19 protein-coding genes and 2 pseudogenes are annotated in these 24,302 nt (G+C 44.6%); 10 read left to right on the forward strand and 11 right to left on the reverse strand.

What is annotated here, in order from left to right; genetic code table 11:
- The first annotated feature begins 145 nt into the window (after nucleotides 1-145).
- Entirely contained in the window at nucleotides 146-856 is a 711-nt protein-coding gene (locus tag A142_RS08585; protein WP_019826366.1) for an HNH endonuclease, read from the forward strand.
- Between the two features lie 183 nt (nucleotides 857-1,039).
- On the opposite strand, the gene mpaA is transcribed toward A142_RS08585, so the two are convergent.
- Nucleotides 1,040-1,747: a murein tripeptide amidase MpaA gene (gene mpaA, locus A142_RS08590; protein ID WP_019826368.1), complete on the reverse strand. Its 708-nt coding sequence runs from the start codon at nucleotides 1,745-1,747 to the stop codon at nucleotides 1,040-1,042.
- A 149-nt stretch (nucleotides 1,748-1,896) separates the two neighbouring features.
- On the opposite strand from mpaA, the gene A142_RS08595 reads away from it, so the two are divergent.
- The 4 genes and pseudogenes from A142_RS08595 to A142_RS08605 all read left to right on the forward strand — a co-directional run bounded on the left by A142_RS08595 (nucleotide 1,897) and on the right by A142_RS08605 (nucleotide 5,947).
- Nucleotides 1,897-3,522: an ABC transporter substrate-binding protein gene (locus A142_RS08595; RefSeq protein ID WP_020628691.1), complete on the forward strand. Its 1,626-nt coding sequence runs from the start codon at nucleotides 1,897-1,899 to the stop codon at nucleotides 3,520-3,522.
- A 172-nt stretch (nucleotides 3,523-3,694) separates the two neighbouring features.
- A pseudogene (locus A142_RS25700) lies at nucleotides 3,695-4,007 on the forward strand (LysR family transcriptional regulator); the annotation flags it as partial.
- Nucleotides 4,003-4,233 (forward strand): annotated as a pseudogene (locus A142_RS08600) (diguanylate cyclase domain-containing protein); the annotation flags it as partial. The pseudogenes A142_RS25700 and A142_RS08600, both read left to right, overlap by 5 nt.
- Nucleotides 4,234-4,441: 208 nt before the next feature.
- The gene (locus tag A142_RS08605; RefSeq protein ID WP_019826373.1) at nucleotides 4,442-5,947 is read left to right on the forward strand and encodes a putative bifunctional diguanylate cyclase/phosphodiesterase; all 1,506 of its coding nucleotides are present in this window, start codon (nucleotides 4,442-4,444) and stop codon (nucleotides 5,945-5,947) included.
- Between the two features lie 188 nt (nucleotides 5,948-6,135).
- Here the strand turns inward: A142_RS08605 and A142_RS08610 are convergent, their stop codons facing one another.
- From A142_RS08610 to A142_RS08625, 4 genes are all read right to left on the reverse strand, one after another.
- Nucleotides 6,136-7,548, reverse strand: a complete 1,413-nt coding sequence (locus tag A142_RS08610) for a fructose-specific PTS transporter subunit EIIC (protein ID WP_019826379.1) — start codon at nucleotides 7,546-7,548, stop codon at nucleotides 6,136-6,138.
- A gap of 13 nt (nucleotides 7,549-7,561) precedes the next feature.
- Nucleotides 7,562-8,002 carry a PTS sugar transporter subunit IIA gene (locus tag A142_RS08615; RefSeq protein ID WP_019826380.1) on the reverse strand — a complete coding sequence of 147 codons (441 nt, stop codon included), beginning with the start codon at nucleotides 8,000-8,002 and terminating at the stop codon, nucleotides 7,562-7,564.
- A gap of 280 nt (nucleotides 8,003-8,282) precedes the next feature.
- Nucleotides 8,283-9,500: a mannose-6-phosphate isomerase, class I gene (gene manA, locus A142_RS08620; RefSeq protein ID WP_019826381.1), complete on the reverse strand. Its 1,218-nt coding sequence runs from the start codon at nucleotides 9,498-9,500 to the stop codon at nucleotides 8,283-8,285.
- 115 nt (nucleotides 9,501-9,615) lie between these two features.
- A complete protein-coding gene (locus A142_RS08625) occupies nucleotides 9,616-11,520 on the reverse strand; it encodes a PTS fructose transporter subunit IIABC (protein WP_019826384.1) in 1,905 nt (634 codons plus the stop codon).
- A gap of 379 nt (nucleotides 11,521-11,899) precedes the next feature.
- On the opposite strand from A142_RS08625, the gene A142_RS08630 reads away from it, so the two are divergent.
- Nucleotides 11,900-12,739 carry a helix-turn-helix transcriptional regulator gene (locus tag A142_RS08630; protein ID WP_029405725.1) on the forward strand — a complete coding sequence of 280 codons (840 nt, stop codon included), beginning with the start codon at nucleotides 11,900-11,902 and terminating at the stop codon, nucleotides 12,737-12,739.
- 17 nt (nucleotides 12,740-12,756) lie between these two features.
- Here the strand turns inward: A142_RS08630 and A142_RS08635 are convergent, their stop codons facing one another.
- Nucleotides 12,757-13,530 carry a PTS sugar transporter subunit IIA gene (locus A142_RS08635; protein ID WP_019826386.1) on the reverse strand — a complete coding sequence of 258 codons (774 nt, stop codon included), beginning with the start codon at nucleotides 13,528-13,530 and terminating at the stop codon, nucleotides 12,757-12,759.
- A 7-nt stretch (nucleotides 13,531-13,537) separates the two neighbouring features.
- Nucleotides 13,538-13,840, reverse strand: a complete 303-nt coding sequence (locus A142_RS08640; RefSeq protein ID WP_004732927.1) for a PTS fructose transporter subunit IIB — start codon at nucleotides 13,838-13,840, stop codon at nucleotides 13,538-13,540.
- Between the two features lie 328 nt (nucleotides 13,841-14,168).
- Between A142_RS08640 and A142_RS08645 the strand changes: the two genes are divergently transcribed.
- Complete coding sequence (locus A142_RS08645; protein WP_019826388.1) at nucleotides 14,169-16,034, forward strand: fructose-specific PTS transporter subunit EIIC; 1,866 nt, start codon at nucleotides 14,169-14,171, stop codon at nucleotides 16,032-16,034.
- A 110-nt stretch (nucleotides 16,035-16,144) separates the two neighbouring features.
- On the opposite strand, the gene A142_RS08650 is transcribed toward A142_RS08645, so the two are convergent.
- Nucleotides 16,145-16,729, reverse strand: a complete 585-nt coding sequence (locus A142_RS08650) for a TetR/AcrR family transcriptional regulator (RefSeq protein ID WP_019826390.1) — start codon at nucleotides 16,727-16,729, stop codon at nucleotides 16,145-16,147.
- Between the two features lie 138 nt (nucleotides 16,730-16,867).
- The gene (locus A142_RS25125; RefSeq protein WP_017061661.1) at nucleotides 16,868-17,041 is read right to left on the reverse strand and encodes a hypothetical protein; all 174 of its coding nucleotides are present in this window, start codon (nucleotides 17,039-17,041) and stop codon (nucleotides 16,868-16,870) included.
- A 495-nt stretch (nucleotides 17,042-17,536) separates the two neighbouring features.
- Between A142_RS25125 and A142_RS08655 the strand changes: the two genes are divergently transcribed.
- Nucleotides 17,537-19,516 carry a methyl-accepting chemotaxis protein gene (locus A142_RS08655; RefSeq protein ID WP_029405726.1) on the forward strand — a complete coding sequence of 660 codons (1,980 nt, stop codon included), beginning with the start codon at nucleotides 17,537-17,539 and terminating at the stop codon, nucleotides 19,514-19,516.
- Nucleotides 19,517-19,637: 121 nt separating this feature from the next.
- Here the strand turns inward: A142_RS08655 and A142_RS08660 are convergent, their stop codons facing one another.
- Entirely contained in the window at nucleotides 19,638-20,801 is a 1,164-nt protein-coding gene (locus A142_RS08660; RefSeq protein ID WP_019826395.1) for an amino acid permease, read from the reverse strand.
- A 495-nt stretch (nucleotides 20,802-21,296) separates the two neighbouring features.
- Between A142_RS08660 and A142_RS08665 the strand changes: the two genes are divergently transcribed.
- The gene (locus A142_RS08665; RefSeq protein ID WP_019826396.1) at nucleotides 21,297-22,508 is read left to right on the forward strand and encodes a MerR family transcriptional regulator; all 1,212 of its coding nucleotides are present in this window, start codon (nucleotides 21,297-21,299) and stop codon (nucleotides 22,506-22,508) included.
- Nucleotides 22,509-23,072 carry a GNAT family N-acetyltransferase gene (locus A142_RS08670; RefSeq protein WP_019826397.1) on the forward strand — a complete coding sequence of 188 codons (564 nt, stop codon included), beginning with the start codon at nucleotides 22,509-22,511 and terminating at the stop codon, nucleotides 23,070-23,072.
- Nucleotides 23,073-23,167: 95 nt separating this feature from the next.
- Here the strand turns inward: A142_RS08670 and A142_RS08675 are convergent.
- A partial coding sequence (locus tag A142_RS08675; protein WP_029405727.1) for a MalY/PatB family protein occupies nucleotides 23,168-24,302 on the reverse strand: 1,135 nt, incomplete at its 5' end.

Genomic DNA, 24,302 nt, shown 5'->3' on the forward strand with positions numbered 1-24,302 from the left:
TCTATAAATTTAATTACGCAACAAAGCCCTCGGAAACCTCAGTTTTCCGGGTGTTTTTTGTTTTAAGACGTCAATTTTAAGTATAATTGCTTGGTAGTAAACGTGTTTTGCAAGCGTTAGCTTTATAGTTACAGGATTGATATTTATGGCAATAAAAAGAGACGACTTTCTTCTGTCTATTTGGGCTTTGCGTGACGATGGCACCAAAGTCTATCCTTACAAAGGGCAACAGGGAAAGATGAGAGGCTCATTTAGTGTTAGTCCAACAGGCAAGAGTACGGATTATGATCCGTATACAGAAGCAGAATTGATAGCTGCTATAGAAAATGGCCACTTTAAAGAACGTGGAACAGTACGAATGTTGCCTTTAGAATTTAGCTCTAAAGATGGCAGAAATGGATTCTCTCCTGTATTTTTCAATGGCATCAAAGTAAAAGACTTCCCTATTCATTCAAAAGAACCAACAACCAAAAAAATGGCTGAGTTCGAGGATGAAAGAGTGCTTTCCTCAATTAGGAATAGGAGAGGGCAGAAAGTCTTTAGAGACTCTTTATTAGCGGCGTTTGGCTGTAAATGCTGTATTTCAAAATCTTCGGTCACAGCCGTACTTGAAGCAGCTCATATTATTGGGCATGCAGAGGAAACAAATTATTCTATATATAACGGTGTTTTGCTAAGGGCTGATATCCATACACTATTTGATTTAGGTCTCATTAACATTTTTCCAGATGGTTATGTAAATATTTCTAGTCAGCTAAAGGGAACAGAGTATGAAAAATATCAAGGTGTAAAAATCTTGGATAGCATACCTAAAGAGTTGAGAGAGAATTTAGAGAGGAGATTAGACGAAAAATAGAGCTAACAAGAGACGATGGCCTCAATAGCTAACTTTGGGCGCTATCCTTATCCCATATAACACTGTCCAATAGCATAGAATTGATTATCACAACCATTTAAGGTCTCAAGAGATTTATTCTAAACTATACCGAGCATGTTAGCCCTCATACTCTAACGTGCTTTTGTCCAACTATGAGTTAGTCTAACTTCCCTCATACCCCAACACAGCCACAAACGCATCTAAATACTGTTCGATAGTTAAATCTGCAGATACTGGCGGTAGCTCCACGGTTATACAACTTAGGTTTCTTTCTTGGCACCAGGTGCCGAATGAGCCCGGGGTTTCGTAATCGACGTCTTCGACGAGCGGTAGGTTGAACTGTTTGCCTAGCCAAGTAGCGAGTTCTGATTGAGTTGGGTCGTCGACCATGGCGAGTGGTTCGTGGAAAGAGATGACGAACTTGGGTTTGCGCTGTTCTATGAGGTTGATGAGTGATTGCACTTCAGGTTCAAGTTGGTCGGCTTGCCCAGTTTTTACTTTTACATCTCTGACTGGTGTGTGAGAACTCCAGCGATAAACGGTGCCGTCTTCTGTCCAGTTTTGCGTCGGGAATGCGCGGTTGAGATCGACTTGGTTAGCGTTGGCACGAGTACCCAATTGATTGCCATCTGGGTTCATCGACAGAATCACATCGTGTCGTAAGTTGGCGGCAGGCAAACTTCTTAGGGCGCAAGACAAACCTGCGATAGATGCGGTTTCATCACCGTGTGTGCCTGCTAAAATTAGCCCGCGAGATTCGCTTTCTATTTGTGCGGGGAAATAGAGCAAGGGTGCGCCCAATACTGACTTTCCATATGACAGCGGCTTTATCGAAAACGCAGCTCTTTCCGTTCTTGGAATTAAACTCACCTTAATCTCCTGATTGATCAAGTAGTATCAAAGTGTCACTACTATTTAGATGACTTCTATTAAATAAACCATAGCGTCAAAACTCGTCAACCGTCGCATTGTTAATTTTATTACTTTGCTTCAAAGATAGGCTAGGAGAGCAAAAAAACATGGATTTTAAGAAACATTCAACGGCTTTAATCATCTCATCTTTATTGCCCCCTTTTATCTCAGTGACTGCCGTTGCTGAAACATTGCCTGCCGGAACTTCTCTGGCGAAAGAGCAACACCTGGTGCGTGCCAATGATGCAGAAGCTGCGACACTCGATCCGGCGAAGGCTGAAGGCTTGCCCGAAATGCACATTCTACGCGACCTATTTGAAGGTTTAGTGATCCAAGATCGCGATGGCAATATCACCCCGGGTGTTGCGAAATCTTGGGAAACCGAAGACAACCAGACGTTTGTATTCCACCTGCGTAAAGATGCTAAATGGTCGAATGGCGATCCAGTGACGGCCTATGATTTCGTGTATGCGATAAGACGAGCGGTCGACCCGAAACTGGCTTCGCCGAATGTTTGGTATCTTAAACTTACTCAAATCAGCAATATTGCTGACGTGGCGGAAGGTAAGAAGCCCGTTGAAGAGTTAGGTATCTCTGCTGTCGATAAACATACGGTGAAGTTCGAGCTTGATAGTAAAGTGCCTTACTTTGTGGCGATGACAGGCCACACCTCAATGATGCCAGTTCACAAGACAACGCTAGAAAACAGCGACAAGCCGTGGAGCGATCCTAAGCAGTTTGTGGGGAATGGCGCTTTTGTTTTAGACGAGTGGGTGGTTAACGAACGGATTGAACTGAAGAAGAATCCTAACTATTGGGACAGTTCAGATACGAACCTAACTCAAGTGACTTACATTCCGTTTGAGAACCAAAATTCCTCGATTAACCGTTATGCGGTGGGCGAGGTTGATATCACTTCTGACGTACCAACACATATGGCGCAGCAGCTGAAAACAAAGTATCAAGACGCTTATACCGCCGTCCCTCTACTGTGTACTTATTACTACGCATTCAATACCACACGACCTCCGTTTGATGACGCGAGAGTGCGTAAAGCGGTGTCTTACTCAATGATGCGTGATGTGATTACCAATGGCGTCACTCAGGTGGGTAACTTGCCGGCTTATACCTTTGCTCATGAATATACAGCAGGCTTTGATGCGACTCAGCCTGAATACAGCACGTGGACTCAGAAAGAGCGAGATCAAAAAGCAAAAGAGCTATTGAAAGAAGCGGGCTACGATGCGTCTAATCCGTTGGATTTCAAACTGCTTTACAACACCAGTGAATCGAACAAGTCGATTGCAGTGGCGATCGCATCAATGCTGAAAGGTAATTTGGGTGCTCAAGTCGAGCTTGAAAACCAAGAGTGGAAGTCTTACTTGGTGTCACGTCGCCAAGGTGATTTTGATGTAATGCGCGCCTCTTGGTGTGGTGATTACAACGAAGCATCAACCTTCTTGAGCCTATTGCGCTCTGGTTCTTCGGGTAACTTTGCTCGTTACAATAACGACAAGTACGACGCAGCAATGGACAGCGCCTTAGCTGCTACCAGTGAGCAAGATCGCCAAGGTTTCTATGACCAAGCAGAGCAGCTACTGGCAGAAGACATGCCTATCGCGCCAATCTACTACTACATGCAGGCTCGCCTAGTGCGACCAAGTGTGGGTGGCTTTGCAAAGAACAACGTGGAAGGGCGCATCTATTCTAAGGACCTCTACATCAATGAATAGATAGGCCGGATGCGAGTTCAGGCCTAACGCATAGATATAAGAAATAGAAGAAAAGGGACGTTGATCATAAATATTTGATCAATGTCCCTTCGTCATTAATCTGTAACTGGAACCGCAAAAAACTGAAACCTGATTGAAGTATTTTTCACTTTTATTTCAATCAGGTGAAGCTATGTTACCCCCTCTACGTGCTCTTGTTGCGTTCGAAGCTGTTGCTCGTCTTGGTTCCATTGGCGCGGCAGCCCGAGAGCTTTGTGTCACGCAAGCGGCGGTGAGCCAACAGCTCAAAAGTTTACAAGCTTTTCTCGCCTGCCATCCTTCTATAAGAAATACCCTTTATCAGGCTCGATATTCAGTTGGTGGACTGGCCATCAACCAACACTTGCCTGAATGTCGATATCGAACTGACTAACGGCAAGGTCGAAAGCGAAGACACTCATTGCGAGCGACTGTTTCAAGAACATTGGCAGTTTGTGTGTAGCCCTTTCAGAGAAATTACGCTCAGCAATTCAGAAGATCAAATTTGAGCAACAACCAACTCTAACAATTACGTCTAGTTTTGGTATTAGCTTGCTATCAGAAAATGAAAAGTGGAAAGACTGTGTCGTTCGCGCTGATAGGGCGCTTTATCAAGCAAAGCTTAAAGGACGAAATACAATTGTAATTGAAGAGTCATACCCGGCATCAACAAAAGCGATTGGCAGCTCTTAGTTTGGCTAGAGCTAATATTCTCACAAATTGTTCTTGGCATGTTTTAGCCTTAAAAGGTTTTCGTCGCGCAGAGTGATGACGAAAATCGGTAAACAAAAGTTAAAAATAAAAACGCGAGTGGTAGATTGCGATTTATGTTGGTGCTACGTTATGAGCAATTTATAACATATAAGTCATGACACATTAGACTGAGAGATAGCAGCTAACGATGAACAAGACAAAAAGATATCCGGCCAACATAGTATTCAGTTACTTAATACTGTCATCTTTATGGGTTTTATTTTCTGATCTCGCGGTTGAATCACTATCAAATGACTTGCGAGAACACGCCTTAGCACAGACAGTCAAAGGCCTGGTATTTATCATTCTAACGTCTGCTTTGTTATGGGTAATGGTTCGGAAAAATAATCGAGATTTAGAGAGCGCTAACGATCTTGATAGTGTTACTGGGCTTCATAGCCCATCAGTTTTTTATCGATATTTAAACAAAAGGCTAAAAAAGTCCCAGTCCAGTGACCATTATGTCCTCTTCTTACTCGACATTGATAACTTCAAATCTGTAGCTGATCAGATTGGGTTCGAAAATACGAATTTATTTTTAAAAGACATCGCCCGATCGATTGAACTTCCTATTGAGCATCAACCACTTTCTTCACGGGTACATTCCGATGGTTTCGCATGTTTAGTCAAACTCGATGATAAGGAAGATATTGAATCCTACATTGCTCTCGTACATCGTAGATTTAACCAATGTGCTTATCGTTATGATATCAACGCCACTTGTTGTATTGGCGCGGCTCTATTCCCCTCTGATGGAAATAATGCCAAGCAACTTATGGCATCAGCAACCCACGCCTTAACTGAAGCAAAGAAAAGCAAGAATACGATTGAGTTTCATGACCCAAAGCTCACTGAGCTTGAACGTCAACGTCAAGAGATGGTGCAAGAATTACGTAAAGCGATTGATGACAAAGCGATTGATATTGTGTTTCAGCCTAAATACAACATTGAAAGTAAATTTGTCGCTGGCGTGGAAGTGTTGTCTCGTTGGACGCATGAGCGCTATGGTGTCGTTTCACCGGATATCTTTGTCGCGCTAGCAGAAGAGAATCATTTTTGTCGTGATTTGACTGCGTTAGTTCTAGAGAAGACTGCGTCACAACTTAGGGCTAATGGCTTGTTAGGGAATGCGCTTAATAGTGTCTCGGTCAATATTTCAGCGGTAGAGCTAAATAGCGTTGATGACATGAACCATCTGGATGAATATCTACGAAAGGATCCCGAGTTTGCTCGCTTACTTTGTCTTGAAATCACTGAAACCGCTATTTTGAAAGATATAGATCAGTGTGCAATCGCTGTTCAGAAGTTAAAAAAACAAGGGGTATCCTTTTCGATAGATGATTTCGGTGTTGGCTACACGTCTTTTGGTATATTTAGCAAATTGGATGTAGATGAAATCAAAGTCGATCGCAGTTACATCAGTGGGTTAGAAGATGATTATCGTTCGAGAGCTATAACGTCTGGTATCATTGATATAGCGCGAGGGTTTGGCATTAGTGTAGTGGCTGAAGGGGTTGAAAATGCTCAGCAACTGTCAATTTTGAAAACGTTAAATTGCGAACAAGCTCAAGGTTATTATCTGGGCTACCCGATGCCATATAAACAGTTGAAAGAAAGTCTCACCTCTGAAATAGAACCATGTTCAACAACATAACTTAATACTTTTTCATCTAGGCGACAGAGATACAGATGACTTGTATCGAGAAGGATGCTGTTGGCCTAACTATAAACAAATCCCCATTCGTTGACTAGACGAATGGGGATTTTAGTTATTAGGGGGTAGTTACTTTATCAATAGTGAGCATTCACTAATCTATTGATTCTATTAGATAGCCTTTGGTTTTAAATAGCCACCATAGTCGCGGCTTTCTTCATTGCTTCCTTGGTTGAACACTCAATCACGTTCGCGTTAGCAAAGCGGTGAGCGTCTTTCACTTGAATATCGTGAGCTAAGATAACCAGTCTTGCGTTCGCTACATCTAGGTCAGTGATGCGGTTCTGAATACCGTTTTGACCTTGAGTTTCTACCTTAATCTTAATGCCTGCGGCTAAGCCTGCTTTCTCTAGTGCTTTCGCTGCCATGAAGGTGTGTGCAACACCAGAAGGGCAACATGTAACTGCTACGATGTCGTACTCGCCTTCGCCTGCTACAGGAACTGCTTGAGCTTGTACTGGTGCTTCAACCATGTCTTCTTCGGTTTCAACCGCTACCGGTTTCCAGAAGCCTACGATAACGGCTGTGGTTAGCGAGCCAAGCGCAATACCAACTACGTACATTGGAATGTTGCTAGATACTGGCGCAGTGATTAGGCCGCCCCACGGTGCGTGCAGTAGAACGTCTGTCATGAAGCCGAATACACAACCCACGATACCACCGGCAACGATTGAAGGAAGTACGCGCATTGGGTCGTTTGCTGCGAATGGGATAGCACCTTCAGAGATACCGATAGAACCCATGATTGCTGCTGCTTTACCTGCTTCTTGCTCTTGTTTAGAGAACTTGTTTTTGAATAGGAACGTAGCCAGTGCCATGCCTAGAGGTGGTGTACAAATTGCGATGCCTACGCCGCCCATTAGCCAAGGTTGCGTGTCTACTTGAGTTTGAGCAAATAGGGTCGCTACTTTGTTGATAGGGCCGCCCATATCAAACGCCGTCATACCACCAAGGATTGTGCCTAGAACCATCTTAGATGCGCCAGCCATTGAAGCTAGGAACTCGTTCATTGAAGACATGAACAGTTTGATTGGCTCACCGATGCCCCATAGTACGATACCTGCAGAGATTAACGTGCCTAGAAGCGGGTAGATGAAGTAAGCACCCAGCGCCGTCATGTTTGCAGAAAGCGGGATCTTCTTAAGCTGGAACACCACGCCACCGGCGATAAAGCCTGCCACGATACAACCAAGGAAGCCGCCGCCCATGTCAGCCATGATGCCAGAAGAGATCATCGCAGGTGCTAGTGCTGGTTTATCTGCAATGGAGTAACCAATAAAGCCGCCGAGAATGATTGGGAAAAGAACAAGGCCTTTGATACCGATATTAGAGATGTCTGCCAGCAAGCCGTCTGCTGGTACTGCACCTTTGCCTGATGCCATGACCGCTAACGCCAATAGAACACCGCCAGCTACGATGAAAGGCAGCATGTGTGAGGTTCCGAAAAGCAGGTGGCCTTTCATGGTACTAAGGATTTTTTTAAAGTCGCTACTACTGTTTTTATTATTGGTATTCGTAGCTTGAGTTGTTAGGGTGCTCATAATTTTCTACGCCTTATGAATTAATTAAAATATTAAGGATCTGTTGTTCGTCTTTTGCGTTATGGATATCTTGAATAAATTCATCGCTGAATTTTCCAAATAGTTCTTGTAGTACATAAATATGATGGTCAGCACCGTTATCGGGTGAGGCAATCATAAAAAATACGGTTGGGTTAATGCCGTCTTCGTCGCCATACTCAATACCTTCACGTTTAACACCGACTGCAATTGCCGGCTCAGTGACAGCCTTGCTTTTTGAGTGTGGGTAAGCGATGCCGTCCATCGAGGTAATGCTTTGAGATTCACGAATTTCGATATCTGCCAAGAAGGCTTCTTTATTACTGATTCGGTTGTTCTCAAATAACATGCCTGCCAACTCTTTAAACAGCTCTTTTTTATTATTCGCTTGAAGGTTGTTATTAATTAAGTTGACGTTAGTTAGCTGTGTGATCATTTATTAACTCATTCACTATTGAAGTTCTTGAATTAAAATTAATGGATTAACCCGATTCGCGAAATAGCAAATAAAAGCCCTCCACTGTACATTTGTACCAAGCAAAATTAAGTGTGATTTGCATCATTCATCCAGTGTGAGATGAGTCATATTTAATGGTGTACTTCGGTGTTGAAATAACTTTCTGTAGGAATAAAAAAGCTGTCGGAAGAAAAGAGCTATAGAAAAAAATGCCCCGCATGAGCAGGGCATTAAGACTTTGTACTGATTTGTGAGGGAACTAGCTGTAAGCGCGCGCTACGCGTCCAACGCAATCCAGTTTGTAACTCTCAGCATAAGCCGGAATGAATACCGACTGGCCTTTCTCTATCACGCAGGTTTCGCCACATTGGTGAGTGAGCACCATAGACTCGTCGAGCGGAAGCAGGATCTCTGCCCCCTCAGTGGTGATCTTTCTTTGATGTGAGTTTTGCACGATAGAGAACTTAAAGTCCTCAACTGGAATTTGGTATTCCATCACATCACCTTGCTCAATCGGGCTGAGCAGTAATCTATCCGCAGGCTTTTCATTAAATCGAGTACAAGAAACCAGTTCATTCACGTCCATGTACTTAGGCGTTAACCCTGCACGCAGCACATTGTCTGAGTTCGCCATGATTTCTAAGCCCGTCCCTTTGATGTAAGCGTGGGGTGTCTCTGCATCTAGATACATCGCTTGCCCAGGCTTTAAGGTGATCACGTTCAATAACAGCGGTGCAAACAGGCCTACATCACCTGGGTATTGATCTTCCAGTTCTGAAATCAATTGGAATACACGTTTATCAGAAAGCTTGGCCTTCATCAGCAGCATGGTTAACGCCATGCCTTTTTGCTCGCCTTCCAGAGACAACAAGCTTGCAAAGAAGCAGGCTAATCCATTAGGCGTTTGGTCGCCCGTGAGGTCGTTGACCATCGAATGCAACTCAGGAATGTCGAGGTAATCAAAATGCTCAAGGATCTCACTGATCGACCTAAAGCCATTCATCGCTGTGTAGTCGGTTAGGGCGTATACCAGTTCTGGCTTGTGATTAGGATCCTTGTAGTTGCGGTTGCCCGCTGTCATCGGAATACCTTGCTGCTCTTCAAGAGCGTAGCCTGATTCTGCTTGTTGCTTGTTTGGGTGAACTTGAACAGAGAGTGCTTTCTCTGCTGCTAATACCTTAAACAGATACGGCAGCTCACCAAAACGACTCGCCACTTTCTCACTTAGAAACAGGTTTAGGTTCTGAGAGATCAAGCTCGATAGGGTGGTCTGCTGCCCGTTATTGTTCACCATAGAACAACCATTGGGGTGAGCGCCCATCCAGATCTCCGCTTGCGGCTCACCAGATTGGTTATCAATACCAAACAGTTGGCTAAACGAAGAAGGGCTACCCCATGCGTAATTCTGAATCACGTTGGTCATAGGGTAGAAAAAGCGTTGCACGAACGAGTCGTTCGCTAAAGAAAAATCAGACATCGAAATCACCATGAAGGGAAACATGGCTTGAGCTCTATTCGGCCTATTTGCAACTAAAGTATTAGCTACTAAAAAAGTAGAGTAGAGGTGCTCAAGCCATTGGAGTTGAAATGGCTTAAGCCGCTGCTGTCGTTAGCTTGGCTTTGCGTAGGTTTTTAAGCGCGATACAAGTAACCGCAGTTACGCCCGCACCCGATACCATGCATAGAAGAGCGAGCATTGGGTAGTTCATTGCGCCTAGTAAAGCGACCACTGGACCACCGTGGGCAACGCTGTTGGTGATACCAAATGAGAACGCCATAACCGCTGCCGTCATTGAGCCAAGTACATTGGCAGGGATAACCGACATCGGGTCTTGAGCTGCGAAAGGAATCGCACCTTCAGAGATGCCCACCAAGCCCATCGCACCTGCTGCCTTACCCGCTTCAATTTCAGAAGATTCGAATAGGTCGAACTTACGGCCAAGTCTGGTTGCGATAGCCATACCCAGTGGAGCAACAGGAATTGCACACGCCATCGCACCCATGAATTGAGTTTGACCGCTGGCAATCATGCCGACCGAGAATAGGAATGCCACCTTGTTGAATGGACCGCCCATATCGAAACCGGCCATACCACCAAGGACAATACCTAACAGAACCACGTTACCTGTGCTCATGCTGGTTAGCAGCGCAGTAAGGGCATCCATCAGCCCAGCGATAGGTGCGCCAATAACAAAAATGAACAGACCTGCGATGAACAAAGAGCCAGTGATCGGAGCGATCATGATAGGCACAAGCGGTTGAACGAATTTGTGGTAGTTAAACGACGTAATCCATTTAACGAAGTAGCCCACTAATAGACCAGCGATGATTGCGCCAATGAAGCCTGTACCTGCGTCAGCGCCATAGAAAGAACCGTTGTTGGCAATCCAGCCGCCAATTAAGCCAGGGGTTAGAGCAGGGCGGTCAGCAATCGCGTAAGCAATGTAGCCGGCTAAGATTGGGATCATCAGGGTGAAGGCAACCACACCCACTTCTAGGATTTGGTTCCACATGCTGCCAGCAGGAATCGCCATGCCAGATTCACTTGGCTCACCACCAATGGCTAGTGCTAAGGCAATCAAAAGACCGCCTGTCACCACGAATGGGATCATGTGAGATACGCCATTCATCAAGTAACGATAAAGGTCTGAACGTGCTTGCGAGGCTTTCTCTGCAACAGATTGGTTGGTCGGTGCTTGTTCAGCTTGGTAGCTAGGTGCATTGAGCGCTTGCTTAATCAAGCCTTGTGCGTCTTTGATTGGTGCTTTTACGTTAGTGCTAATGACACGTTTTCCGGCGAAGCGAGCCATGTCGACCTGTTTATCACAAGCCACGACAATCGCGTCTGCACGTTCGATCTCTTCTTGAGTCGGGCTGTTTTTAACACCAATAGAACCGTTAGTTTCGACCTTGATGTCGTAGCCAAGAGCCGCCGCGCCTTTCTCTAGCGCTTCGGCTGCCAAATAAGTGTGTGCAACGCCAGCTGGGCAGCCTGTCACACCAATGATGAAGCCTTGTTTCTCAACGTTGTTTTCCGTTTCTGAAGGCTCAGGCTTGCTAAGCAGTAGCTCCAATGCTTCTTGTTCAGATTGAGCATTCATAAAGCTTTCGATAAAGCCTTCTTCAATCAGTTTTGAAGAAAGCTCTGCCAATACTTCGATATGGTGATTATCGCCGCCATCAGGAGAGGCAATCATGAAGAACAGTTTTGATGGCTGACCGTCATCGGCGCCGTACTCGATGCCCTGTTGATGGACACCGATAACAACCGCGGGTTTGATCACCGCGCTGCTTTTCGCGTGTGGCAAGGCAATGCCTTCTTCAAATCCGGTATTACCTTGTTCTTCTCTCGCCTTAATGTCGGCAAGAAACTGTACTTTGTCTGAGATTCGGCCTTGTGCGTACAGCACGTCTATCAGCTCTTTAAATACGTCTTCTTTTGAATTAGCGCTAAGCGAAAGCTTAATCAAATCTTGATTGATCAATGTCGTGATCATAATGAACCCCTACTCTATTTTTATTTTGTTAGGGGTATTCTGGAATTGATCACTCACCTTCTGTAGTGCAGAAAAAATGCATTTACTGGATGATTGTTGCGTTCTAAAAAGAGTGTGATTTTGATCGGTATAACAGTCGATTTTAGGCCTGTCTTGACAAGGTTTGTCGTGCTTTGACGCTTTTATTTATAAGGGCTACAGCGCGTTTTGTTATCTGGGGAATTACGTGCTTCATCGGTTTCTGCACTGGAGATTTATTTCTACGACTGGATTTTTGTAACCTAGATCTCAAATTGTGATTTTGCTCAATAGCGCTATGTTTCAGTTACAGGTATATCTATTTCCGTAGCCTTATTGCTGCCCATAAGAGTTCGAATAAATGATTTTTCATGACTTAATCTCGTCGGTATTAAACGAGCGAGAACCATTTCATAACATCTGGTTTGCGGGAGATTTCCATACGCCTTCAGCATGCAGTTATCAGGTGAACTTTCCACGTTTAGAGTTAGTGCTAGACGGAGAGTATATAAATGAAATGGAGAGTCATGATCGCAAGATCACAAACGTTATAGCTAAAGCAGGGGATGCGATTTTCATCCCGCCTAACTGTTGGAATAAACCTAACTGGGATACCGACTGTTCGGTGTTGAGCATGCTATTTGGTCGTCGTCAGCTTGGTTTAAGTTTGGTGAGTAAGCGTAAAGGCGAGGAGAGTTTTTACGATATTCAAAAGCACAGTATTCAGACTCGCTCAGGGTTTGCGATTGATAACATTCTGGAGGCGCTCAGCTCGTTAGCGAGAGAGAGTAACAAGCAGCCAATGGATGAGTTATTACTGCAAGCTCTACTGCAATACAGTAAGACGATGTTGGATGCGCCTGTCGAGAAATATCACAGCCGCGTGCAGGATGTGTATCAAGGGATTTGTATCTACATTCAAGAGAATTTCCACCGTCAAATCACCCGAGACAGCATTGCCTCACGCTTTAGCATTTCATCCAATCACTTGTCGCGAATGTTCCGTCAACAAGGCCACATGACGCTAGCAGAATACATCACCCGCGTGCGGGTCGACCGTGCCAAGTTCATGCTCAAGAAGTACAACTTCAAGCTCAATGAAGTGGCTGTACGTTGTGGTTTTAAGGATGTGAACTACTTCTGTCGAGTATTTAAGAATCGCACCGGAAGAACGCCGACTGAGTATCGAGGATCCATCTAGAACTAACGAGCTGGTAATCAAATCAGGCGTGACGAGATGTACATCAACAGAGCTTGTAGGTCGACACTGCTTCGGGTCTTTTGCAGACGCTCATTGACCTGATCGTGAAGGAGGTTTCTAGTTAGGTTGGTCGCCGCCACAATGTACTCTCGTTGTGGCTTGGTTGGTAGAACAAGAGCAATGGCGACATGCACTTCGCCGATACGTGATGCCCAGTCAATCGGGTCGTCACTGACGATAACCGCAATCGAGAGATCTTGAGTCGATTCAAACATCACATGCGGCAGTGCGATACCCGGTGACACGCAGGTTGAAGAGCGTTCCTCTCGTTTAATGAATGCCAGAATCAGTTCATCTGGATCTTCTGGATAAACAAGGTGAGCGAGCCCTTTTAAGCACTCAAATTTGGTCAGTTGGGTTTGCGCCTTAGCGTGGTGCCATTTGATACAACAAGGTGGGCATATCTGTGGCATTCTCTGGATCAAATCGCTAGAGAATTCATGGTTCACTTGCGAACCAACCATGTCGTAATGTTCTGCAATGACGTCTTTGAGAACGAAGCAGGCAAGCTCCGCATCAATACCAACCGCGGTTATCTGACACAAATCACCACGAAGTAAACCTACTTGCAGCATCGCGACGGATTTTGAGAGATCAGCGGTTCGATTTTGAGTGATGTTGATAATGCGGATGTTGCTTTTGAACTTCTTCGCTAAGCGAGTCAGCGGCTGCGCGACATGTGAGTTCGCGGCAGGATCGTTAACGAAGAAGGTGATCTGGTATTCGTTCATCAAAAGTTTAAGTTCGACAATGCTTAATAAAGACTTTATCGACACTCAACAACACCTCTTCCATTGGAATAAATACGGTTTTAGCTGGGTCAAATCGGCTTGGTTGTTCGATGTCGATGTCAGAGACGATCAACACTTTGTCTGCGAGGGTAATATCTTGGGCGGTCAGTAAGTTTTCAATACCCATAGCGCCTTGCGTCTCAACCTTGATTGAAACGTTGAACTTAGGGGCTGTTTTATTTAGAGCATCAGCTGCCATATAAGTATGCGCAATGCCTGTAGGGCACGCAGTTACCGCTACAATTCTCATTATTATTCTCGGCTTAATCTCATCCCTGTTACGTTACAAAAGCTACCTTTCAGAAGCTACCTTGGAGAAGCTATCTTGCATGGAAAATCCAGTATAGAAAGCTCGCATGGGGGAGGGACGATATTGTTATGGGTTCTGTGGATTTTATGGATTGGCGTTTTTTATTCCAAGGTGAAAGTCACACTCTGAGTTCTTGGTTACAATAATCCAGTTAATGCACCTTTCGTCCTATATATTGAGTGCCTTCACACCGTTAATCTTTTCATCTTATTAACCTTATCACTTACGTAATTACTTCAGTCTGAAATCAGGCGAGGCAGAGCAGCATATGGATATCACCAACATTATCGAGCCCGAGATTATCTGCTTAGATTTGAAGGCAGACTCTAAGCAAGCGGTATTTGAAGAGCTTGCTGAGATGCTTGATTCAGCAGGAAAGCTCTCCAGTAAAAGTGATTTCCTTGTTGATTTGTGGAAGCGAGAAACCATAGGTAATACAGGTTTTGATGATGGTATTGCGATTCCACATGCGAAAAGTTCTGCTGTCGCTAAACCAGCAGTGGCGGTTGGAGTTAGCCGGTCGGGTATTGATTATGGCGCAGACGGCGGCGAACTGTCGGATGTGTTCTTTATGCTCGCTTCACCAGACAACAACGACGACCACCATATCGAGGTACTGGCTCAGATTTCGACCAGACTTATCGAAGATGGCTTTGTTACAAAATTAAAGGCGGTGGAGTCGGTCGAGGAAGCTCAAGAGCTGTTTCTCGAAGCCAATTCTGAATCTTTCGATAGTTACGCCTCTAGCCATCATGAAGTGTATGTCGAACCACTAAGCCCTTGGGCACAATCTCTTAATCGCCTCAAAGAACACTTATTATACGGCACCTCACACATGATTCCTTTCGTGGTTGCAGGTGGTGTGCTTTTGTCTTTGTCGGTGATGATGTCTGGCCATGGCGCAGTACCTGAAAGCGGTGTTCTGGCTGACATCGCACAGATGGGCATCGCAGGCTTAACCCTGTTTACTGCCGTACTAGGCGGCTACATCGCCTACTCAATGGCCGACAAACCGGGTTTAGCACCCGGAATGATTGGTTCTTGGGTTGCGGTCAATCAATACAACACTGGTTTCCTTGGTGCGATTGTGGTCGGCTTTTTCGCGGGCTTTGTGGTTAATTTACTCAAGAAGATCAAACTGCCAGACAGCATGATCTCGCTGAGTTCTATCTTTATCTACCCCTTAGTTGGCACCTTCATTACCTGTGGCGCCGTGATGTGGGTGATTGGTTCTCCTATCGCGTATGTGATGCTTGAGATGAACCAAATGCTCACTGGCATGGCGGGCTCAGGGAAAGTGGTGTTGGGCAGTATTTTAGGGGCGATGACGGCCTTTGATATGGGCGGCCCAATCAACAAAGTGGCGACGCTGTTTGCTCAAACGCAGGTAAACACTCAACCTTGGTTGATGGGGGGCGTCGGTATTGCCATCTGTACGCCACCGTTAGGCATGGCTCTTGCCACTTTCATATCACCTAAGAAATTCAAACGAGACGAACGCGAAGCCGGAAAAGCGGCGGGTATTATGGGAATGATTGGCATCAGTGAAGGTGCAATCCCATTTGCAGCGGCTGATCCTGCACGTGTTCTGCCTGCAGTGGTTGCTGGTGGCATTGTCGGTAATGTGGTTGGCTTTATGTTCCATGTTATCAACCATGCACCATGGGGCGGTTGGATCGTATTGCCAGTGGTTGATGGCAAAATTGGCTATATTGTCGGAACATTAGTGGGCGCGCTGACAACAGCCTTTATTGTGATACTACTGAAAAAGAATGTCGTTGAAGACGAGTCGCGATTGAATCGAACAACAGGTGGTTCAGTCACGGAAGAAGGGTTGGCTGATGTGCTGGCTGTTACTTCTTGTCCATCTGGTGTTGCCCATACGTTTCTAGCGGCGAAGTCTTTGGAAAAGGCGGCTCATCATCTCGGGGTTAGAATAAAAGTTGAAACGCAGGGCGCCAGCGGGATAGGCAATCGCATCACACAAAAAGATATTGAACGGGCGAAGTTGGTGATCTTCGCTCACGACGTGGCGATCAAAGAAGTCGAGCGCTTTGCGAACGTCAAAACCTTAGATGTCAGCACCAAAGAGGCGATGCTCAATGCGCAGGCGTTGATTATGAGGAAAGTATAAAAGCAATCGGCTTTAAGATTGGCTGAAAAGCGATAAATAAAAAGACGCCCAAGTATTAGAGTAATACTTGGGCGTCTTTTTGTAGGTCTGAGCTTATATAAGCTCAGCTGCTAAAAAGGGTGGTACTTGAAGATGTCTTCAACCATTGAGTTGAGTAGTTCTGTGTCATCGCAGGTTTTTGCATAAGTGCGTAGCCCTGCAATTTGAACCTGAACGTGGCGAGCAAGTTGAGCGGGTTCTCGATCTTTACTTATCTCACCTAAATCTTGCGCTTCGGCAATCTGTTTGGCGAACTCGCCTTCCATTATTTTGAGTGATTTCTTTGCTTCGCCCAATAATTCTGCGTGTTCATCCGTCAGTTCAGCAACGGTTTTAGCCAGCATACACATGCCGTTAGGCGCACTCTGTTTAGATTCAACCACCGCGCGTTTGATAAAGCTTTCAAGCGCTTTAATTGGAGAGCCTGTCTCACTGCGGAAGCGGTTCAAATTGAGAATGCCGAGTTCGGTATAGCGAGCCAATGTCTCTTTAAACAAGCCTTCTTTGCTACCAAAAGTCGCGTAGATACTGCCCGGACGCATATCAATTACGTCCTGTAAGTTGCGCATAGAAGTTGCGTGGAAGCCTTTTTCCCAATACAGGTTCGTTGCTTTATCTACTACGTCTTGTCTATCGAACTTAGCGGTCTTAGCCATAACATCTACTTCATTAATCTGAACATATGTTCAATATTTTATGCTGAACGCCCGTTCTAGTAAAGGTGTGTTTGGCTGCTTTGCACAGGCTTAGTACATAAAAGAGTTAATAAAACGTCTCGATCATCAGGAAATCTCTTAATCATCAATAACTTCTACGGTCTTGTGCTGAGCGCCGTAGTAAGTGCCTTCATCGATGGTGTACATCAATGTTGCTTCGCACTCTGGACAATCGAATTCCTCATTGGGCTCAATGGCCGCTTCTTCTACCCATTCCCAACCGATATGTTCTTCGCAAGCGGGACAATCCATACAATGTCTCTCAGTTTTTGTCGCATATTTATTGCGAATCTCTACTTTAATAATTCGGCATTATACATATTTAGTTAACGAGGAATAGACAGTTAATCAGCGCAGAATAGGGAGTTGGCTAGTTGTGAGTCAATCGCTGGTGAGCGTTGAATCTATATTTAGTTCTGAATATATCGTTTTCTCTGAGCACATAATTGGTGCAGAACTACCCCTTTTGGGTAGTTAAAATGTGTCATATTTCAGTCGATTGCGTCAATTAAATGTTGTTGCGCGTGTTTTTGTTATCGTTAGGTCGCTTAGCTAACAGTTTTATCGGTAAGTCAATGTGTTTTGTAAGGTTAAATGTTACCTTCATCGCATCGCGATCTGTGTGGCACGGTAATTGATGCACATTGATCAAGTTGAATAATTATACAGTCACAATTGAGGCGCATCTTATTAAGGATGTGCGAGTTAGATGACTGAAAAGATTTGTTAGCTGCTAGGGAAATGATAATGAAATTAACCGATATGTCTTTTAAGCAAAAAATCATTGCTTTGCTTATTTTACCGATCTTGGGATTTCTATGGCTTAGCGTTTCTGCGATTTCGAAAGGCGTAGAAACCACCAGTGAATTGTCTTCATTAAACCAACTTACCCGTTTGTCGGTTGTGTACAGTGAACTTGTGCATGAGTTACAAAAAGAGCGTGGAATGACGGCTGGGTTCATCGGCTCACAGGGCACTAAGTTTGTCAGTGAACTACGTGCACAAAGAGCCAGTGCAGATAATAGACTTAATCTGAAAACCGAATACTGGCAATCTGCTGAAATCGATTTACCGCAGATCACTCGGCTGAACACTGAAATAAGCCAAAGCCTAAATCAAATTACTTCTATTCGAAATCGAGTCGATTCTCAATCGATTCGTCTGTCTGAAGCTTTGGGTTACTACACCAAACTCAATGCAAAGCTGCTGAGCGTATCGGCGTTAATTGCTGAGCTTAGCTCTGATGCTGCCATCACCACTGAAACCATCGCTTACTACAACTTTTTACAAGGTAAAGAGCGAGCAGGTATCGAGCGTGCTGTCCTAAATAATACCTTCTCTAAAAATGAATTTGGCCCAGGCATGTTGGTTAAATTCATCTCTTTGGTGACTGAGCAAAATACGTACTTCTCAAACTTTGAGGTATTGAGTAACCCAGCTAACGTTCGTTTCTTTGAACAGCAATTGAATGATCGTTCGGTGGCAGAAGTAGAAAAGCTACGTGGTTTGGCTGAATCTAAGATGAGCGGTTTTGATGTTGATCCTGTGTACTGGTTCTCGCAATCTACCGCGCGTATTGTTCAGCTGAAGAAAACTGAAAATCACCTAGCACAGTCACTTATCGCACTGACAGAGACTAAAATGTCAGAGGCGCAGTCTACGATGATGATGAGTATTGGTCTGTTTGCTTTGATAACCTTGTTCGCGACCTTTGTGAGCTATAAGGCGATCAGCGACCTAACGATGAGAGTAAAAGACCTTACAGTGATGTTGTCTAAGGTTCGTAATGACAACGACTTAACAGTTCGTGCTAAGTTCGTTGGCAACAGCGAGCTTGGACTGATCTCTTCGGCACTCAACGAAACGCTAGAGAAGTTTTCGAATGTCATCGATAACTTGTCTCAATCGAGTTTGACCTTGGCTTCTGCCGCTGAAGAAACATCACAAACCTGTCACTACAACTCGAATACATTGGTTCAACAACAAGACCAAATTGGCTTGGTTGCAACGGCGACAGAAGAGCTATCGGCAACGGTGAACGAAGTCGCGGCGAAAACACAGCAGACAGCAAGCTCCGCTAAAATGGTCGATGAGCAGTCGCAAGAAGGTTTGAGCACAGTCCAAGACTCTTACCACTCGATCGAGAAACTGGCATCTGAAATTAATGACCTAGCTGAAAAAATCACGCACCTACACGAAAGCAGCAACAACATTAACAGTGTGATTGATGTGATTAAGTCCGTCGCTGAACAGACTAACTTGTTAGCATTGAACGCGGCAATTGAAGCGGCTCGTGCGGGTGAGCAAGGCCGCGGATTCGCGGTAGTGGCTGATGAAGTTCGCACGCTAGCACAGCGTACTCAACAGTCGACAGCTGAAATTGAAGGTTTCATCAGCTCGCTACAGTCTGATGTGCAAACCGCGTTTAATGTGATTGATAACAGTAAGAAGATGTCGTCTAAAGCGGTTGAGGATTCAAAAGAGGTCGAGCACACTTTACAAGGAATCTCAGTATCGGTAAGCGAGATCTTTAGCATGACTGAGCAGATCGCAACCGCGACCGAAGAGCAAGCGGTAGTGACTCAAGATATTGCTCAAAACGTTATGGCAGTAGAGCAGAAGTCGACAGAATCTACGACAGGTGCAACGCAAATAGCTGCAACAGCCAAAGAACAAGCTCAGTTAGCAGCTTCATTGAAAGATATTGCGAGTACGTTTAAGAGCTAACTAGCAAGCACTCCAATAAGAAGTAAAATGCCCGTTAGTCTCTACTTTTAATAGCAGGACTAACGGGCTATTTGTATCTGCTGTCTTCTAAATGGCAACAGATAGTCCATTCAATTGGGATCTACCCCATAAACCAAGACACGAAAATCAAAGCGCCAAAACCGAATGTTGCCATTAGTGCTGTGTCGCCACCAGCTGCTGTGTAGCTGCCCTCGGTTTGTAGGTGAGGGAAGTCAGGCCTACGAACTTTAACTACCATTGCGAGTGGCCCCCAAATAGCTAGGAACACCAGCACCATGCCTGCATAGTCGAGCATGCTGACGAATTGGCTAGCAAACAATTCAGCCAATACCAAAGGCAGTACAAAGGTCAGAGCGTAAGCCATTAGCTTGTTGTTGGTTACCGCGTCTTTGTTTTGGTCATACAGCGCCATAGACACGCCGAGGAAAGAAGTCACCAAGGCTAAAGCAGAGAACAGCGCAATCACCACTTTCAACCAAGCAGATTGGCCGCTGAACGCAGAGATCAACTCAGAGATATTGTGGAACTGGCTGATCGCGTCTGTGCCGAGGTTGCCGATAATCGCGAACAACCAAGTTAGGTAGCAAATTAATGGAATCACTGAGCCAAGCAGAATCATATTGCGGATCTGCTTTTGAGTCGCTTCACGGTTGTAGATAACCAGTGACGGGATCACCACCATAGAGGCAAAGCTAGTAAAGATAACTGCGCTGTATTGCACTACGTCGTTGGCCGTGTATTGGCTGGTTTGAGTTAGGTAATCAAGGCGAATGTTGCTAAATAATGACGCGATAACGATAAACAGCATCACGACCATCAAGATGAATAGCCCGCGATTCAGTTTGTCGATATAAGACTTGCCCGAGACTACGATAGCACCCATCAATAGGCTGAAAATGGTATACGCAACAGATGCTGATACATCGACACCAACGTCGAGCAGTAGCTTATGAATGATGTCACCGACACCCAAGATATAAGCGATCAACATGCATACTAGCAACAGGTAAAAGAGTGCATTGATAAAGTGTTTACCTTTGCTGCCCAGAGTGAGGTAAGCAACACTGCTCATGCCACTGTTGTCTTTAGTTTTAGTGCATGCTTCTGCCAGGAGGAGTGCAGAGTATGTGGTGCCGATAAAGATAAGTAGCATCAGCACTGAGCTGATCATGAAGCCAAATTGGGCCAAAACCATCGGAATGGCTAACATGCCAGCCCCTAATGCAGTTCCCGAAAGGATTAGGGAACTGCCGAATAATTTCATATTCAAGAAAAACAACCTCTAGCGATCCAATTAATTTTTATTTGGATTGTAAATAATTGTTTCCAAGACTAACAAATTACTCAGTAAAATTAGGGGTTAATTTCTAATAAATTTTGATTTTTTCTAAAAAAGTTACAAAGAGATTTTTGCTTGTTATTGGTGTTCCCGGCATGCATTTGCTTGGTGATTGTATTTAGCGTTTAGTTAACGTTTATTAATTATTGAACGATTTAGAAGTAGACCCACTTAGCTAAAAAAAACATGTTTCTTGAGTGGTTTGTTTTTATTTCATCAAGTTTATACCTTACTTTTTCTGAGTGCGGTTTGGGTAATTTCGGTAACTAGTTTTCTATGGTTGAAAGGCATGTTTAGAGGCCTTTCCAATTTGGGCTTAAGGGCGAGAAACTAAGAAAAGAGGGACATGAAGTCTAATTTCATGTTGACCTGATTATAGCTTCATAGTTTACCTTGTAGATAGAAATGAGGGAGAAGTGCATGTATCGCGTATCTGAATTAGCTGAACTTGTTGGCCTGAGTCGTTCAACGCTCTTGTACTACGGCAAGTTGGGCTTGATTGAAGCGCAGCGCTCAAGTAATGGCTACCGAAGTTATTCGGAGCGAGACTTGCAGCGTGTTCGCTTGTTACAGCAGCTGCAAGCGGGCGGATTGACGTTGAAAGAGTGCCAAGCCTGTTTGGATGCAAAGATCGAACGCAACTTGTTGGAAAATCGCCTTAAGCAGTTGGATGAAGAGCTCGTTCAAAAGCAACGATCACGCGACTTACTAGCAGCAATGCTAGGTGAAGGTGGTTTAGAAGAGTGGCATGAATCGATGGATAAGCTTGCGCCAGATGCACACATTGATTGGTTAATTAAGCAGGGTTTTGATGAGAAACAAGCGCTGCGATTGAAGTGGTTATCGAAAGACATGAATGAACATGATCAATACATGGCGGATTTTAGCGTTATCTTTGAGGGCTTAGAGCGTTTAGGGCCAGGAACGGCTGAAGATACCTTAGCGGCATTGGCACAAGTTCCGAGTTCACCGAAGCGCGTGCTTGAGGTTGGTTGTGGCAAAGGCATCGCGACCAATGTGTTAGCGAAAGCCATCAAAAAGCACCAAGCTGATGTACACATTATTGCGGTCGATAATGATCAACCGAGTTTGGATATTCTAACTCAGCAAGCACAAGCATCTGGCTTAGAAAGTAATGTTCAAACTATGTGCGCAAGCATGATGGATTTACCGTTTGAAGTGAAGTCGTTCGACCTGATCTGGTCAGAAGGCAGTGCTTACATCATGGGTGTCCAGAAGGCACTTAAGCAGTGGCGAAAGTTACTTGCCGATGATGGCATATTAGTCGTGAATGATTTGGTCTGGAACACCGAGAGCCCTAGCGAATCAGCCGAAGTGTTCTGGCAGAAAGAGTACCCAGATATGACGACGGTTTCTGAGCGTATTAAACAGGCAAAAGCGGCGGGATATCAAGTCCTGAATGACTTTTCGATGAGTGATGCCGGTTGGCTTGCCTATTATCAGCCTTTGCATAAGCAAGTTGAAGCACTGAAAGCGGCGATACCTAATTCCAAAGCGCTCGTAGATTGCGACAATGAAATAAAACAATTCTTTAATAACAGCAAACTAGTGGAAGGCTCACCGAAGCGTGATTTTGATTATCACTTTTTTGTGTTGAAGAAAGTACAGTAAGTGAAGAACACCATGAAATTTAGACATTACGATTCAAGCGAGATCGAAACGATCACTCAGCTTTTCACTCAAACCTTTACCGATTCAGAAGGCGAAAACGAAGGTAAAACAGTGGGTAAGCTTGCCAACGATCTTTTAACGACCACGGATTCGACTGAGCTACTGTGCTTTGTCGTTGAAGATGATTCTAGTGAGTCAGATAGCACGATTGTAGGAGCGATTATCTTTACTCAGCTTTCATTCGAAGATGAAACTCAGGCATATTTGCTTTCACCTGTTGCCGTGAGCACTAAGGTTCAAAAGCGTGGTATTGGTCAACAGTTGATTAACTTCGGCTTAGAGATTCTAAAACAGCAGGGTGTCGAGCTTGCAGTGACATACGGTGATCCTAGTTACTATTCTAAAGTAGGCTTTGGGCAAATTACCGTTGAACAGATCCCTGCACCATTTGAGTTGAGCTACCCTCATGGTTGGTTGGCTCAGTCGTTGATTGGCGGTGAAGTTAAAGTAACAAGTGAAAAATCGAATTGCGTTAAAGGCTTGGCTCATGCTGAATATTGGTAGTTGCTTGAAATAAAAATTGAGAAGTAGAGAAAGCCCAATAGGTGTTTCCTATTGGGCTTTGTTGTATTGATCGGATTAAGTAATTTCATTGCCTATTAATTGGTGTTTAATGCTGCCTTAAGTCGTACCAATGCATCATTTAATACTTCAGCAGGACACCCTAGGTTCAAACGGATAAACCCAGAACCTTCCTCTCCAAAGGCACAACCCATACTCGGTACAATTCCGGCTGCAATGAGTTTTTTCTCAAGCTCAGTGTCACTTATTTCCATTGCTCGGCAGTCAAGCCATGCGAGGTAAGTCGCTTGAGGTTTTACAAAGCGAACATTAGGTAGTTCTGCTTTCAAGAATCCATGCAGCGTTTCGATGTTGCCTTGCAAATATTGCTTTAAGTCCGCTAGCCAAGTATCACACTCTTGATATGCCGTGGTCGCAGCGGACATTGATAGGTTGTTGAAGCAATCCATGCCATGAGCATCTAAACGGCGAACAAACTGCTCTTTCAATTCTGCATTTGGAATGATGAAGTTAGAGATTCTTAATGATGACAAGCCAAAAGTTTTACTGGCCGCAGTCGCCACAATAAGTTTGTCGGTTAGCGAACTTGGTAGTTTCAATGTTGAATTGAATATGTTGGATGCTAGCGCTAGGTCGCTCCAAATTTCATCACTGATTAGCCATACACCGTGTTTTTGGCAAAGCTCGGCAACTTGCAGGATCTCTTGTTCGCTCCATACTCGGCCTGTTGGGTTGTGTGGGTTGCAGAAAATCAACGCTTTGGCTCCACTCGCAAAGCAGTCTTCCAAATGTGCGAAATCAAGCTGGTAATGACCTTCTGATTCAATCAATGGGTTGTTCAACACCTTACGATCATTCAGTTCGATGATCTTACGGAATGAACCGTAGCCCGGGCTTTGAATAACGATTTGGTCATTCACTTGTGTGAGCATTTGCAACGCCATAGCAATACCGGGCAAAACGCCGTGTACCGTGGTGATCCACTCTCGTTTGATTTCTGTTTGATGTTGTTTTTTAAACCAATCAATCGCGGCTTGGTAGTAGTCGTCTTGACGTTCTGAGTAACCAAAAATACCATGCGAAATATCTTGAGCTAAGCGATCTAATACTTGTTGAGGTGCTTGGAAATCATAGTCAGACACCCACATTGGCAGCAACTCGGAGCCTTCTAAGCCAAGCTTCTGCTCCATAAAGTCCCACTTTACCGACCCT

This window comes from Vibrio splendidus 12E03 (assembly GCF_000272105.2).
Taxonomy (GTDB): Bacteria; Pseudomonadota; Gammaproteobacteria; order Enterobacterales; family Vibrionaceae; genus Vibrio; species Vibrio splendidus_I.